Origin of the sequence: Pseudoalteromonas tunicata (assembly GCF_002310815.1) — a bacterium.
In the GTDB taxonomy this organism is placed as follows: Bacteria; Pseudomonadota; Gammaproteobacteria; order Enterobacterales; family Alteromonadaceae; genus Pseudoalteromonas; species Pseudoalteromonas tunicata.
In genome coordinates this window covers 484847-500733 of the sequence record NZ_CP011033.1, presented here as the reverse complement: position 1 = coordinate 500733, position 15887 = coordinate 484847, and the positions used below count along the sequence as shown (strand labels likewise).

Genomic DNA, 15887 nt, shown 5'->3' with positions numbered 1-15887 from the left:
GTAATTCATCCTGAAACATTTTATTTTTATTTTTGAAATGTTTTGTAACAACATTTTAATGCTGAGATGATTATATAGTTCCGAAATTAGATATTCAATTTTTTTTCTTTAAATAACAGCGAGGTAATAATTACAGATCAGAGGAATACCAACTAAATCAAGGGTTACAAGCCAATAGGGAAATTTAAATTAAATCAGCTATTTCTGTTATTTGTATGTTTTTACCAATTCAAATGGAATACTTTTGCTCTACATCTTCGATTATAGCTTACGGGTTCACAATACAGATTTACCTGACTATAGTCTTTTTATTAAATTTAGAGAGTGATTTGGCTAGTTAATAGTTAGAGAGAATGTTTATTACGACAGTTATAATTGTTAAACTCTTACTAGAGATTTAGAAAATAAATACAAAAGATTAAAACGTTCGAAAAATCAAACGTTTTAATCTTTATGTTTTAATTAGATTTATTGATTAAATATCCAGCGTTCGTTTTCTGCTGTTACAACAATAAAACTATCTGCGGTATAAGTAAGTTGATAAGTTAAAAATTGGCTTTGTGTTAGGCCACTTTTTACCTCGTTCAATTGAATACCGTCACTTAACCAAATTGTACCAAGTTCACTGTTTTGCTCATCCGCTTGCCATAACAATACCCAACCTAATTCACTTTCTTTGGGTAATAACTCCTCTATTGAAGGTGACGATGCAAAATTAAATCGAGCTTTAAACTGTGTATCTTTGCCACTTTTAGCCTGCAACGAAGCTAATAACGTTTGATCTTTATTTAGAATATTCTCTACGGTAAGTAGTTGGTTTTCTTGAAAGTCTCCAAGCCATACCCTATCTTTTAACCCAACAAGATTACGCGCTTTGGTCGCTCCTTTATCTATCCATGCAAACTTTCTGATGTCATAAGACTCAAAGCTCTCAAAATGGCCATTGTGCACACGAACCAAACGATGTTCATTAGGCGTTTTCTGCCATACACTAACAGACTTTGGCGCTTCTATATAATCAACCAATGGTGCACTTGTCTGTAACGCCAGTTGATAACCTAAGCGACCCGCATCATCCCAAAAAGTCATAATGCTGATATCGTCACTGAATATAATGCCTAAACCTGTTGATTTATCGGCCTCAGTCGATAAGGTGAATGAACCTGCTGGGTTACCGTTCACTCTTTTAAATACATGAAAACGCTTTGCCTCATCAAGCGTCACAAAAGATAAAACCAAATCTGAGCGATGTAAAAAAGGCAGTACGTTATCAGTCAAAGGTTGTTTTAATGCCCATTGGTCATTTTCAAAACCATACAGACCTTGAGGTAATAAGGCTTGAGGGATTAAATTGAGACTCGGTTGGTAATCAAATGCTAAGGCCTTCGCAAGTTCTAATTGAGAATCGGTTACAATACCGTTATCAGTATTGAGCAATTCAATCCCCTCGGAACTCAAATAACGCAATTGCCCCAAATGCTCTACCACAACGGAGAGTGGCGTTTTTCCTTCACCATTAACCACTTGGCGACTGCTACTATCTTGATAAACCAATGCCACCGCGCCTTGTTCTTCAATTACCGTAAATTCTTTACACAACAAGCTAAATTGCTGAGTATTATCGGTTTGTGATATGGCACATTCGGCTGGACCCACGACCTGTTCAATATTAAAACTCGATAAAGTAAGCGCTTCATTAAAGCTAAAACTACCCATTTCTTGATAGTTTGCCACCAGCCCATTTACCGAGACGCTAACAGCATAAGGTAATGACTCTGGCACTAACAACACTGTATCGTTACTTTGGCAACGCACATTTACAGTATAATTCGCCTCGGTATTGCTCGATAACAGCTCACACCCATGATTATCTGCAAAATTAAAATTACTTGGCGCTTGATACGCTAAAGCCCAATGAGATAATTCTAACGTGTTTTGTAATTCAAATTGCTGTTCGAACCATTCAAACTTCACCGCAGAGATTAAATTCTCACCTTTAATGGTTAATTGCCATTGAGTTTCAACGTCACAATTAACTTTCAGTAAATAATTTAGGTCATCTTGCTTAGTATGCTGGCTTTGGCAGTGGTGATGCAGCGGAAAACTCAATCCTGTTGGTTCTGAATAATTAAGCGCTTTGCGGGATAAAGACGTACTAGCGGTAATCTTATGACCGCTACCGAGCCAATTCAAATTGACAGCATCGGTGGCACCATTAATCTCAACGTTAAGGGTGAAAGTTTTAAGTGGTTCTGGGACATCAGGTTTGTCAGAACCTCCTCCTCCGCTACATCCAAAGAGGCTTAATACAAAAAAGGGAAAACTTATTTTAATCAGGCTTTTCATTTTTAATCCTTTAAAATTTACTAACTAACCTCAATTCTTGATATTTACTTAAGCCTTAAGCCTAAGACTTTGACTCTCTTTAAATTCTTAATTTTGAGTTTAGAAATTAACATAACGTACAGTTCCTGTAATGAAAACAAAAAACAAATGATTTTTAATTATTACTGATTGATATGATTAAGGCGTGTTGACATTTTTTGACAGAATTAAGTGGCTATTTAAGCAAGACAAAGGCTGCTTAGCATCGTAACTCAATGTAAGCCAGTCGATAATCCTAAATCCCCAATTATTATTTGTGGCTGGGTATTAGGGTTAAGCCATCATTAAAATCAGAGTCAACACAGCAAACGACCTTGTTATTCATTACTTAACCTGAGCTTCTTCATATAGCAGCAAGTTCATCTAACGCTGTTAACCTTACAATCGCTGTCTGAGAGTGATTTATTATCCGTATTGAGATTACTTAGCTAAAGCTATATTCAGACTGTAACAGGGCATAAAGGTATTCATCTCCCCATGCGCCTTTAAATAAAATATTTTGTACAAAATGCGCTTCACGACGAAACCCTAACTTCTCAAGTAACCTAAATGAAGCACTATTTTTACTATCTGTTATTGCTATCACACGGTGGATATTCAAATCAGCAAATGCATAATTTAAAAACCGCGATACCGCTTGGAATGCAACATGCTGACCTTGGTAAGCGGGTGCAACCGTAAAGCCAATTTCAAGCTGCTCATTATCAATAAAATGAATTGCTAAATCGCCAACTAATTCATCTGTCTCACTTAATGTGATTGCAAGTTGATACCAGTTGCCCGGTGAACCAAACGTTGCATAATCCATGCTTTGAAAAAGTTCAATTGCATCTTGGTAGGTATAATGAGTCCAACTTTGATACTGCGCCACGCTTTGCTCTGCGCGGTACTGGGCAAATAATGCTAAATCCTTTGTTTCGAAGGCTCTAAGCACTAACTTTTTTGTTTCTAATACTGGGGGGTTCATCCTATATCCTAATGAAAATAAATAAATTTTAAAGTTAACGTTTATCATCAGCTCCATAAAAATAACGGTACTCACAATAACGAAAGTCTCTAAGTTTTATCGCGTTTAAACTCATAAATGTAACTAAAAAGCTGTTTTTTACGCTCTTTTTATTAAAAGATAAACTTTTTGAATACGAGTTAAATACCTAAGCACTTAGTGAGTCAAGTAAATTCTTTGATTAACAATGCGTTATCTATTACTATGGCGTACCTAAAAATTGATTTACGATACCTACGCTCTTTGTGCAAGCTACATTTTGTTACAAACGCTACATCTTAATACGTATTTTCGAATTACCAAAAAATATACTGCTTCAGTGTTTAATCAATAAGGAAGTTTAAGTGATTTATTCACTTGTTAAAAAAACCATCGGTGCGACTTTTTTGTTTGCTCTTTTTACGTCTTGTGCTTACGCTGCAGATTTGGCTCGTTCGTTAATTTCAAATACCGATGAAAATAGTACACCTGAAAACTTTTTTGAATTAGGTGTCGGCACAACGGCTTATGTTGGCTCATTGTTTAATGATCAAGATGGCAAGGAGTATGAGGCCGGCATTACCTTCACTGGCAGTTACAATTGGCAAAATTTTTTCTTTGATATCGCAAACAAAGCGTCCGACCCTGTCTTACTAGGGTACACCGTTTACAATCAACACAATTGGTCGTTTGATGTCATTTTTACTGGACCTGGTTCTGGCTTAAGAAGAGATGAAAACGATATTAATGTTGAAGGCATCAACGACAGAGATAATAACTCAATGTTAGGTGGCAGATTAACCGGCTATGTTGGTGAAAACATCGTGCAGTTGATGTTAAAACACGACGTTTCTAGAAAAAATGATGGCACCATTGCGAGCGCACTAATAGGCCAAAACTGGCAAGTGCGAAACATCAACTTTCATGGCCTAATCGGACTTTCGTTTCGAGATGCCAAGCACAACGATTATTACTACGGTGTGACAGAGCAAGAAGCAACTGACTCCGGTTTTAGCCCATATAGAGGTAAATCTTCTTTAAACTTAGATTCTTCAGTGGGTTTGACCTACCCAATATCGCAAAATTGGGTTTTACGAGCTGAAGCATTTGCAGGGTCAAATTTTGGCAATACTAAAAGTCCATTATTTAGTAAGGCAAGACACTTTTATACTGTGATTGGTTGTAGCATTCGTTATGTCTTTTAATTGTAGCCAAACAGTACTACAGCTCACCCCTACTCATGTAATGATGGTTTTATTATGTCTGCTGCCACTTGTGAGCACGCATACTCAAGCCAACATGGCTGAAAAAGTAAGTAATTTGCATGTCACTCCTAACCGATGTGTTGCGCTGCGCCAAGGTCAAACCTGTTTTCAGGATATAACATTTAAATGGCAACAAGCAGAAGTCGCAAACTATTGCTTAATTGAGTTGTCAACCTCACAGCCTTTAAAATGCTGGCAACATGCAACAAGAGGTGAGTATAGCATCGATTTTAAGTCAGAAAAATCATTAACTTATGTATTACGTAAAGATAAAGAGTCAACCAATCTCGCCTCATCAACCGTCACCGTCTCATGGGTCTATAAATCCTCTAAACGCCCAAAATCTAGTTGGAAACTATTTTGATTGAAGCTATCCCCAAGCAACATATTATGCTGGTTGAAGACGATATGTCTTTGGCCGAATGGTTTGGTGATTATCTCACCGAACATGGCTATTTAGTGACCTTAGTTAATCGGGGTGATGCCGCAGTTGAGCTCATTAGAACGGATCTGCCAGAGTTAGTCGTGCTCGATATTATGCTACCTGTCAAAGATGGTTTTGATGTTTGCAAAGAAGCACGCGCGTTTTATCAAGGCCCCATTTTGATGATGACTGCCCGTGATGATGAAATGGACGAAATATTAGGGCTTGAATTAGGGGCTGATGATTACGTCACCAAGCCAGTAAAACCGCGCGTTTTATTATCAAGAATAAAAGCCTTATTGCGCCGCTCAAACACCCCCAACCAACCGAATGCTGAAACTAATTTAAATGAAGGGCTTATTGAGCTTGGCTCACTCTATATTGATGCACCTTCCCGCGCCGTCAAGTTACATGGCCAAACCATCGCCATTTCATCAAATGAATTTGACCTTTTATGGTATTTAGCACAATCAGCGGGTCAAGTTGTGAGTCGAACAGAGCTTTTCAATCAACTGCGCGGCAGTGAATACGATGGTTTTGATCGCAGTATCGATATATTTATTTCTCGGTTACGCAAAAAATTAGGCGATGACGCCAATCATCCTTATCGCATAAAAACGGTCTGGGGTAAGGGCTATTTACTTGCCGCTGACGCTTGGTCTTGATGTGAAAAAACTCACCCTGACCTTGGTTACTGCAATGCTGACCGCCATCATTTTTTTAGGATGGGGAATAGATAACTTGTTCAATGAATATCAACGAAAAGAAGGTACTGATGAGTTTGCGCTCCACAAACAGCTCATTACCTCATTAGCCTTCACCTTAGATAAAATTGAAAACGTTGAACAATTTATCAGTATTTGGCAAAGCCAAAACCAGCAACAATTATCCTTGACTCCTTTAGCCGAGTTTCCCTTGCCTGCAAGCCTGCAACAAAATTTCAGCCAAGGCCAACCTTTAATACTTGAGTCGGAAGATTTTATCACTGTGAATCAGTTGTTGCCGTCAAAACAAGGTGTGCTATCGCTTAGCGTTGCGCAAACAACCAAACAGCACGATATCTTAACCATACAAATTATTTTAACGACCGCATTTTATTCGGGGATTCTTTTGTGTGCCTTTATATGGATTTATCCATTGATTAAACGATTGCAGCTATTACAAAAAACAGCTAAAGCCTTTGGTGAAGGGGATTTATCGCAGCGAATTCATCTAGTAAATACTTCTTATATTGTTGATATTGAGAATGAATTTAATAATATGGCAGAAAAAATAGCTATCTTACTAGAAGATAATAAGCTCTTATGTAATGCAGTTTCCCACGATTTACGCACCCCTTTAGCTCGGTTACGCTTTGGAATTGAAGCTCTAAGTGAAACCAACAGTCCGCAAAATAAAGAAAAGTATGTTAAACATTTGAGCCGAGATATTGAAGAAATGGAAACTTTGGTAGGTGTCTTGCTCAATTATGCGCGTCTTGAACAAAAGATGGTCAAAGTACAACGAATACCATTGAAGGTAAATAAACTGCTCCACAGTGCGGTAGCGAGTTTCGCTTCAAGTGAGCAATCTCTGGTCGCAATCGATACCTCTGGCTTAACAGATAGTAATCTCTCGATACTGGGTGATGAAAACTATCTATCAATGCTAATCAATAACTTACTTACTAATGCCCAGCAATACGCAGCTAAAAAAATAACAATATCCACGCAATCCACTGATAAGGGTGTGATGCTGTGCGTGTGTGACGATGGACCAGGCATTGCGCCTAACAAACGCGATGAACTATTTAAACCATTCACTCGTGGTGATATTCAATTAAGCCATAAAGGCTATGGCATGGGACTGGCAATTGTACACCGAGTGGCATTATGGCACGGCGCACAGGTCAGTATAAGTCAATCTGACGAATTAGGAGGCGCCCAATTTACTGTGTTATTTCCCCAATAAGCACTTAGTTAAGCTAAGTACTAAATAAAAAATTTACCAAAATTTTGAATCAAAAATAGATTTATTATCAAGTATTGAGGTTGATTAAGTCATTGCTACATATTGCTACAAAATAAAACATTATGATGTACTTAAGCTACATTCTCTGAACTATTCCAACATCTTACTACGTCTTTAATTTTCTCATCTCATTAAGCTGTTCCTATAAAATAACTTAGGCAACAGACCATGGAAAAACTAGAAACTTATTCTTTATTCTCAAGATATGATGCAATAAACATAGCGCTTAAGAGGCTCAAAAAACAGCTTGTGATTTCACCCTTGTCACTTTTTATACTGACTGCTGTCTTCATTATTTTAGTAGCCAATAGCGTCTTTTTTACCAAGCTAACTGCGGTCTATCCTTGGCAAGAACACATCACTTTTATTGTCTCCTTGAGTTTATTAACGATTGCGCTCACATGTTTATTAATGCTTTTACTGAATGTCATTTTACCTGCAAAAGTCGTCGTCATAACGCTTTTATTGATCAGTGCGCTAGTCGATTATTATGCCGTTGCTTTTGGCGTTTTGATTGATAAAACCATGCTGCAAAATATTGCCGAAACCGATATTGCTGAAGCCAAAGATATCATCACCCTCAGTTTAGGCGCAAAAGTACTTTTACTTGCGATCTTACCCTCGGTGATACTTTGCCAATTTCAGTTAAAAAGCATCTCGCGGTTACAGAGTTTACGTCAGCAAGCGCTTAGTATTTTAGCCATTATTATCATCATTCCTTTATTAATAGCGCCATTTAGCGCGCAATACAGTAGCTTTTTTCGACTGCACAAAGAACTCCGCTATTATACGAATCCGCTGTTTCCGATTTATTCTACTTTTAGTTATGCGGCAAATACCCTCTCAAGCGCACATAAAAAAGAGTTTGTCAGGCTCACCCAGTATATTGAAAAAAACAGTACCACCAAACAGCCTAAGTTAATGATTTTGGTGGTTGGCGAAACAGTACGAGCCGATCATTTCGCCTTAAATGGCTATCAACGTGATACCACTCCCAATTTATCACAGCAGCCAGATCTTATTAATTTTAGCAACGTAAGTTCATGTGGTACCTCCACCGCGGTATCGGTCCCTTGCATGTTTTCATTTAGTGGCCGAGAGGATTTTGATATCAACAGTGCTAAAACCACCGAAAATGTGCTTGATGTATTAGCCACTAGCGGAGTAAGCGTTATTTGGCGTGATAATAACTCAAGTTCAAAAGGGGTCGCAGATAGACTGACTTACCAAAGTTATCGCAGCTCTGACGTCAATACTGAGTGTGATGTCGAGTGTCGCGACTTAGGTATGCTGGTTGGTTTGCAGCAGTACATCAATCAGCAAAACCAAGATACGCTCATTGTATTACACCAAATGGGCAACCACGGACCAGCCTATTACAAACGCTATCCAGCATCGTTTGAATTTTTCACCCCAGCTTGCCAATCAGCAGAGCTGTCAGATTGCAGCAAGGACGAGATTATCAACGCCTATGATAATGCAATCAGATACACCGACCACTTTTTGGCTGAGGTGATTGGGCTACTTAAGGCAAATTCAGCGCAATACAATACGGTTATGCTCTATGTCAGTGATCACGGAGAATCGCTTGGCGAAAATGGCCTTTATTTACATGGTATGCCTTATTCGTTTGCTCCAAAGGCACAAACTCATATTCCCATGGTGGCTTGGTTTTCGGCACCTTATATCGACGCAGAAAAAACAAAAACCCATCAACGTCATCCTTATTCCCACGATGCTTTGTCAAGCACCTTGCTGTCGCTGTTTGAAGTAAGTACAGATCTTGATCTGCCCAAAGATATCAGCAGTACTCTTTTTTATTTTAAGACCGATGTAGGCCATTAACATGAGCAATACAACGACACATCAACCACCAGTTACAAGTACTCAAACTGAAGCTCGAGTGAATTGTATTGCCGCTCTTCACTTGAACCGACGCAAATCCGCTTTGATTTTTTTATGCTTAAGCAGTTTTACTGCTGCGAGTGATGAACTTGAATGTAATCAAGGCGCTGAAAACCAAGCGCTATTTACAATCGAATCCATGCAACTGATTAGCCATCCAGTGTTTGAGGAAAATAAAGCCAACAGTCTCTACCTTCATAGCGTAGCAAATTGGTTACATATCAATACTCAAGAACAGGTTATTAAAGATTTACTGCCCTTTACAGAGCATGACGAAATATCAACTATGGAACTTACGCAAGCTGAACGGCTCCTCAATGACCATTCTTTTTTGCGTAAAAGTCAGATAAGCCTCATCGATGCGTGTAATGACAGCGATAAAAAGCAGCTCAAAGTAGAAACCTGGGACACTTGGTCATTGCTGCCAAGTATTAGTTTTGGTCGTCGTGCTGGCAATAATAAATTTGGCTTTGGTTTCAAAGAAGATAACTTTTTAGGCCTCGGTATTCACGCCGGGATCCAATATAAAAAAGACCATTTACGGTCAGGCTATCAATTGGATTTTCGCATTCCTTTAAACATTGCCAAACTATCCACTCTTGCACTTGAGTTCACTGATAATGACGATGGCCGAAAAACCTATTTGTCTTACAGCAAACCGTTTTACCAACAGTCGTCTAAGCAGCAATATTTAATTTCAACATTAACTGACAAGCGCTTAGACAGTATTCATCAAAATGGTGAGCTTGCATGGCAATTTTCTCATAAAACTGAGCAAACAGAGTTCGCGTACGGGCACTTAATGGCATATACGAGCGCTGGCGTCATTCGAGCACACTTTGGGATCACCAAAGAACAACATCTGTTTACTCATTTAACAAGCGACGTATTGTCAACTCTACCTACGGATAGATCCTTTACTTTCCCTTGGTTCGGACTCGAGTTTAACCAAGCAGATTACAAAACCTTCTCAAATATTCGTTTTATCAATCATCGAGAAGATATTAATTTAGGTTGGCAATTTATCAGCAAAATAGGCAAAGATCTTAATACCGCTGGCGATAATAATAACGCGGGTTATCACTTTGAAAATAACCTAACTAAAGGGGTGCAGTGGCACGATACTCTAATGATTTTTTCTGCCAGCAACACAATCCACTGGCAAAAACAACAACCAAACCACCATAAATATGCTGCCGAATTTGAACTGCATCAATACCTCACACCACAGTGGGCAGGATATTTAAAAACAAACTGGATAAGTGAAAAAAATCAATATCTTGATAACCCATTAACCCTAGGTGGCGATACAGGAGTTAGGGGCTATTCAAATCAATTTCAACATGGGGAACACCGTTGGTCAGCCAGCGCAGAGCTGCGTTATAACCCCCATTGGGAACTGTATCAGCTCGTTAATGTGGCCTGGGCGGGATTTGTCGATCATGGTAAAGCATGGGGGCAAACTAATACCGAGAACCTAACAGATTCAAGCTTAAAAAGTATTGGCCTTGGACTGAGATTATTCTCATCACATTCAAGCGAAGGCAACGTGGTGCATATGGACCTTATAAAACCCTTAACAACAGGGGTCAATGTCGATAGTTGGCAATGGGCCGTACAAGTAAAACACAGCCTTTAATTTAACGCGGAACAAGGAAATAAAGTGAATACCATTAAACAACAAAATAGTGTCAATAAACCCAATGGTGCCGGTATTGGACGAATATTTAAAGCCACGCACTGCTCATTTAAGGGTCTAAGTGCGGCATGGCAATACGAATCTGCATTTAGGCAGGAGCTCACACTAGCAATCATATTGTTGCCCTTTGCCTTTATTCTCGCATCCTCTAACCATCATTTATTAATGTTAATTAGTTGCTTAACACTGATTTTATTTGCCGAAATTATAAACTCTGCACTCGAAGCTTTAGCTGATGCCATCACGCTTGAGCATCACACGCTGATAGGTCGAGCAAAAGATATGGGCTCTGCGGCGGTTTTTATAGCCTTGAGCTTAACAGCAATTGTGTGGGGACAGGCTATTTATCAATATTTTTTTGATATTTTTGTTTTGATATGACTGAAAAAAGTTTTCTACTGCAATAACTGCATTAAAAATATCAATAAATCCACTTTCTGGCGATTAAATATCAAGATGTTAGGTATTTTATCGCCTGTCAAACTAAACAACTGACCACTAAAACGTGACTGCTTTTACCATTTATCATTATTTATGACCGCTTATAACTTAATACTCTCTCCTTCTGAAATTACTTTTATTCTATTGCCAAACACCTAAAAATAAACAATTAGAACAAGGATATATCTATGAATAAATTAGCCGTTATCGCTGCGCTTGCTACCACGACATTTCTCACTGGTTGTAATGTTACTGTCGAAACAAACACAGAGCAGTATGACCCTGAAATTATTGCCACAGGAGCATCTGATTGGGTGTTCAATCCAAAAACGGGTGAATATGAACGAAAAAAACCAGCCTTTTCTACCACAATTAAATCTCGTACTTATGAGTTACCTGAAGTACTTAAATAATAAAAAGCACAGTTAAAAGCACAATTGTTGCTAAATATGTGCTTATAACCATTAAAGTGAACTTAATGTAACAAGAGGAAATCTATGCCGTCATAATTACCGCTAACGAATGTAACTTGTGCCTTACTGCAACATGTATTTCATTACTCGCGAATTTACTATCATTTAACGCCTAACTCTTTACTCTGGCAATAAAGCACAGCACAATCATAACGTTCCATCACTTAATGGGTCACTATGCCAGCTAAGAAAAACAACCTATTGCTCGATATTATTTTTAGTGTCGTCGCTCCTTCTGTCATTTTAATGAAGCTCAGTTCACCTGAACAACTGGGTCCCTTGTATGCGTTACTCATTGCCTTGGCATTTCCTTTAGGTTGGGGTGCCTACGATTTAGCTAAAAGTAAAACGGTAAATTTTATTGCTGCACTGGGCTTAGTAAGCGTACTCCTAACCGGGGGCATAGGTTTATTTGAACTTGATACTAAATGGCTAGCAGTTAAAGAAGCATTAGTGCCTGCGGTATTTGGTCTAATTGTGTTTGCATCAGGATTTGGTAAAAGCCCACTGGTGCGCAAGTTTTTACTCGACACCGGTGTGATGAATACCAATCTTATTAACCAACGTTTAGAAGAGACAGGAACGACGCAAGAGTTTAATGCCCGCATTAGACAAGCCAACTTTTACTTATCATTGACCTTTGTTTTTTCATCTGTGATGAACTTTGTGCTCGCTACTTGGCTAGTAACAGCTCCAACGGGCAGTGAAGCATTTAACGAACAACTAGGCGAGCTCACATTATTAAGTTACCCAATGATTGCTATCCCTGCTTGGCTCATGATGGTAGCTATTTTGTTTTATATCTGGCGTACTCTGACGCGCTTAACAGGGTTAAGCATGGAGCAGTTATTAGAAGGCGACTAATCACAGTTTTAAATGTTTGAAACCAGCCCTATAGTATGTTTGCAACTCAAACTTGATTGGGGCTTTTTTGCCAAGTAAGGCTTAAGATAAACACGTTCTTGGAGCTTCAAATTTCGCTAATAAACAAAAAGTTACTACCCAGAAAGAAATAACCTAAGTTTGATAGTAAATACATGTCCCGATAAAAAGCCTAACCTTAAAAAACTATAGCGATTAACTTTCTTTGATTTTTGCCTTTGGTTGTTATCCTACGCTATTGCCTTCGTTTTATTACTCAAAAACTAATCACAAAATCCTTGACCTAAATCAATAACAGTTTAAACTTTCAGAAAATACTGAAACTTCAGAAATAAAACTATGTTGATAATGTCACCAAAAATTGAGTCATTTGTGATGCACTGCGGAGAAATGGGCAGTCGCTGGGGGTTTAACCGCACTGTGGGCCAAATGTACGGCTTAATATTAATCAGTGAAGAAGCGCTTAGTGCGGTTGATATTGCCGAGGCACTTAATATTTCGCGTGGCAACGTCAGCATGGGAATAAAAGAGCTACAGTCTTGGCGATTGGTTAACTTGCAACATAAAGCTGGCGATCGCAAAGATTATTACGTACCAGCAGGCAGTATTTGGGAAATGGCTAATCGGGTATTTGAAGAGCGCCGTAAACGTGAAATGGACCCTACATTGTCATTATTACGTGATAACTTGCTTGATGAACCCGCTAACCAACAAGAAGTGTATGCCCAACAAAAAATGCATGAAATTCATGACTTACTCGAAACCATTACCCAATGGGCCAGTGAGTTACAACGTATGAGCCCAGAAAAACTCAATACCTTAATGAAATTAGGGTCCGGTGTGGGCAAAGTATTAGACCTAAAAGATAGAATTTTGAAAAGCGGCTCTGTTAAATAACAGCGCCGTTTTTTTTACCGTCGTGTAATGTGTTGGCTGGAGGTTTGCCATGTTAGATACCTTGATGTTGTCGCGAATTCAGTTTGCTACAAATATCAGTTTTCATATTTTGTTTCCGACTATCACCATCGCCTTGTGTTGGTTTTTGTTTTATTTCAAACTGCGCTTTGATTTAAGCCAAGACCCGATTTGGATGCGTGCTTATCGATTTTGGGTTAAGATTTTTGCCCTCACCTTTGCCATTGGCGTTGTAAGTGGTATTACCATGTCATTTCAATTTGGTACCAATTGGCCAGGTTTTATGGAAAAAGTCGGTAATATTGCAGGGCCATTGCTTGGTTACGAAGTGTTAACGGCATTCTTTTTAGAAGCAACTTTTTTAGGCATTATGCTGTTTGGTTTAACCCGCGTACCATCTAAAGTACATACCTTTGCGGCCTTAGTGGTTGCTGTGGGTACTAGTTTATCGGCGTTTTGGATTTTATCTCTTAACTCTTGGATGCAAACACCAACCGGATTTGAAATGCGCGATGGCGTGGCCTTTCCTACCGATTGGCTGGCGATTATTTTTAATCCGTCATTTCCTTATCGCTTAAGTCATATGTTAATCGCCTCAGGGATCACAGCCTCGTTTTTAATTATTGGTATTAGCAGTTATCGTTTACTGCGCGGTGATACTAAACGCGCACCAAAATTAACCTTAAAAATTGCCCTGATTGTTGCAGCAGTGCTGACACCACTGCAGGTCTTTGTCGGTGATTTACATGGCCTCAATACGCTTAAACACCAGCCACAGAAAATAGCGGCTATGGAAGGCGTCTGGCACACCGAGAAAGGCGCTCCGCTCTTGTTGTTTGCCATCCCAGACGAAAAAGAGCAAAAAAATCATTTTGAAATTGCGATCCCAAAAATGGCGAGCCTCATTTTAACTCATGAACTTGACGGTGAAATCAAAGGCTTAAACGAATTTGAAGGTAAGCACCCACCCGTTAAACCTGTCTTTTTTGCTTTTCGCATCATGGTGGGCATGGGCATGTTGATGATTGCCATTGCATGGTTGGGCTGTTTTTACTTGTTTAAAAAAGGTCAACTGCCAAATTGGCTACTAAAAGTAGCAGTTGCGATGAGCTTTTCGGGTTGGGTTGCGACACTGGCAGGCTGGTATGTGACCGAAATTGGTCGCCAACCTTATTTAGTGTCAGGCGTACTGACTGTTAAAGATGCTGCAACCGATATTGCGCCAGTTAATGTCGGTATTTCACTGACGCTTTATTTACTGACCTATGTAATTTTAATGGCTGCGTATTTACATACCATTTTTAACATGGCGCGCCATGCGGTTGAAATTGAAGAAATTAGTGATGCTGAAGACAGACGTTTAAATCCACAACGTTTAACAGCTAAGGAGACTGCCAATGCTTGATCAATCTCTGCTGGCCATTATTTTTGTCGGCTTGATGGGGCTATCTATTTTATTGTATGCCATTTTAGATGGTTACGACTTGGGTGTTGGTATGCTCATTCCCCTCGATGATGATAAAGAATCCGATACCATGATTGCCTCTATTGGCCCATTTTGGGACGCCAATGAAACCTGGTTGGTACTGGCTGTTGGCTTAATGCTGATTGCTTTTCCGGCAGCGCACAGCATGGTACTTAAAGCGCTGTATTTACCTGCCGTGGTCCTACTGATTGGTTTGATTATGCGCGGTGTGGCCTTTGATTTTCGTGCCAAAGCGGTGTTTAGTCATAAGCCTACCTGGAACAAGGTGTTTAAGTTTGGCTCTCTTATCGCTTCATTAAGCCAAGGTTATATGTTGGGTTTATACATCATGGCGTTTGAGCAAACATGGCAAGCTTATGCTTTTGCGTGTTTAAGTGCGTTTGGTGTTTCAGCCGCGTATTGTTTTATTGGTGCCACTTGGTTAGTAATGAAAACAGAGCACCAATTACAGCAGCGTGCAATTGGCTGGGCTAAAAAAGCCAGCTTGATTTCTTTGGTCGGTATTTTAGCGGTATCGTTTGTAAATTTAGCACTTAAACCTGAGATTTTTGCCAAATGGTTTAATTGGCCTAATGGGCTTTGGTTGCTGCCACTGCCTATTATTTGTGGTTTACTTTTTATACTTTGTTATTTGCATTTAACTCGTTTAGCTCTCGACCCTGAAAAAAGTTGTTGGCAGCCTTTTGTTGCGGTTGTGGCTATTTTTTGCATCAGTTTTTTTGCTCTTGGTTTTAGCTTTTTCCCTGACATAGTGCCGAGTAAACTAACTATTTGGCAAGCGGTGGCAGCACCTGAGTCACTGAGTTTCTTATTCTGGGGCGCAATTGTCGTTATTCCTACCATCTTACTTTATACCGCATATTCCTATCGGGTATTTTGGGGTAAAGTACAAGACCTTAAATATTACTAAATAACATTAAGCCTTTTAAAAACGAGTAGCCTTGCTGCTCGTTTTTATAACTATTACACGTAAATCCAACACCACCAGATTTAAAATAGCTGGTTGATAGATTTATT

14 protein-coding genes are annotated in these 15887 nt (G+C 39.1%); 12 read left to right on the top strand and 2 right to left on the bottom strand.

Features of this window, described 5'->3' with window-relative positions; genetic code table 11:
• Positions 1-468: 468 nt before the first annotated feature.
• The gene (locus PTUN_RS19815; RefSeq protein WP_009836943.1) at positions 469-2346 is read right to left on the bottom strand and encodes a hypothetical protein; all 1878 of its coding nucleotides are present in this window, start codon (positions 2344-2346) and stop codon (positions 469-471) included.
• Between the two features lie 463 nt (positions 2347-2809).
• On the bottom strand, positions 2810-3352 hold the full coding sequence (locus PTUN_RS19810) for a GNAT family N-acetyltransferase (protein ID WP_009836944.1): 543 nt from the start codon (positions 3350-3352) through the stop codon (positions 2810-2812).
• Positions 3353-3735: 383 nt separating this feature from the next.
• Between PTUN_RS19810 and PTUN_RS19805 the strand changes: the two genes are divergently transcribed.
• The 12 genes from PTUN_RS19805 to cydB all read left to right on the top strand — a co-directional run bounded on the left by PTUN_RS19805 (position 3736) and on the right by cydB (position 15780).
• Positions 3736-4575, top strand: coding sequence for a MipA/OmpV family protein (locus tag PTUN_RS19805; RefSeq protein ID WP_009836945.1), 840 nt, complete (start codon positions 3736-3738; stop codon positions 4573-4575).
• Positions 4565-4999: a DUF3019 domain-containing protein gene (locus PTUN_RS19800; RefSeq protein ID WP_009836946.1), complete on the top strand. Its 435-nt coding sequence runs from the start codon at positions 4565-4567 to the stop codon at positions 4997-4999. The genes PTUN_RS19805 and PTUN_RS19800 overlap by 11 nt, the downstream gene beginning before the upstream one ends.
• Before the next feature lie 26 nt (positions 5000-5025).
• Positions 5026-5724 carry a winged helix-turn-helix domain-containing protein gene (locus PTUN_RS19795; RefSeq protein WP_040643584.1) on the top strand — a complete coding sequence of 233 codons (699 nt, stop codon included), beginning with the start codon at positions 5026-5028 and terminating at the stop codon, positions 5722-5724.
• The gene (locus PTUN_RS19790; RefSeq protein WP_232284966.1) at positions 5702-7009 is read left to right on the top strand and encodes an ATP-binding protein; all 1308 of its coding nucleotides are present in this window, start codon (positions 5702-5704) and stop codon (positions 7007-7009) included. Before PTUN_RS19795 ends, PTUN_RS19790 begins: the two co-directional genes overlap by 23 nt.
• Positions 7010-7237: 228 nt before the next feature.
• Positions 7238-8914, top strand: a complete 1677-nt coding sequence (locus tag PTUN_RS19785) for a phosphoethanolamine transferase (RefSeq protein ID WP_009836949.1) — start codon at positions 7238-7240, stop codon at positions 8912-8914.
• Position 8915: 1 nt separating this feature from the next.
• Positions 8916-10613 (top strand): ShlB/FhaC/HecB family hemolysin secretion/activation protein, encoded by a 1698-nt coding sequence (locus tag PTUN_RS19780; protein ID WP_009836950.1) that lies wholly within the window; start codon positions 8916-8918, stop codon positions 10611-10613.
• Positions 10614-10637: 24 nt separating this feature from the next.
• A complete protein-coding gene (locus tag PTUN_RS19775; protein ID WP_009836951.1) occupies positions 10638-11054 on the top strand; it encodes a diacylglycerol kinase in 417 nt (138 codons plus the stop codon).
• A gap of 248 nt (positions 11055-11302) precedes the next feature.
• Complete coding sequence (locus PTUN_RS19770; RefSeq protein WP_009836952.1) at positions 11303-11527, top strand: hypothetical protein; 225 nt, start codon at positions 11303-11305, stop codon at positions 11525-11527.
• A gap of 237 nt (positions 11528-11764) precedes the next feature.
• Entirely contained in the window at positions 11765-12451 is a 687-nt protein-coding gene (locus PTUN_RS19765) for a VC0807 family protein (protein ID WP_009836953.1), read from the top strand.
• A 366-nt stretch (positions 12452-12817) separates the two neighbouring features.
• The gene (locus PTUN_RS19760) at positions 12818-13366 is read left to right on the top strand and encodes a GbsR/MarR family transcriptional regulator (RefSeq protein ID WP_009836954.1); all 549 of its coding nucleotides are present in this window, start codon (positions 12818-12820) and stop codon (positions 13364-13366) included.
• Positions 13367-13415: 49 nt separating this feature from the next.
• Positions 13416-14789 carry a cytochrome ubiquinol oxidase subunit I gene (locus tag PTUN_RS19755; protein WP_009836955.1) on the top strand — a complete coding sequence of 458 codons (1374 nt, stop codon included), beginning with the start codon at positions 13416-13418 and terminating at the stop codon, positions 14787-14789.
• Positions 14782-15780, top strand: coding sequence for a cytochrome d ubiquinol oxidase subunit II (gene cydB, locus PTUN_RS19750; protein ID WP_009836956.1), 999 nt, complete (start codon positions 14782-14784; stop codon positions 15778-15780). The genes PTUN_RS19755 and cydB overlap by 8 nt, the downstream gene beginning before the upstream one ends.
• Positions 15781-15887 lie beyond the last annotated feature (107 nt).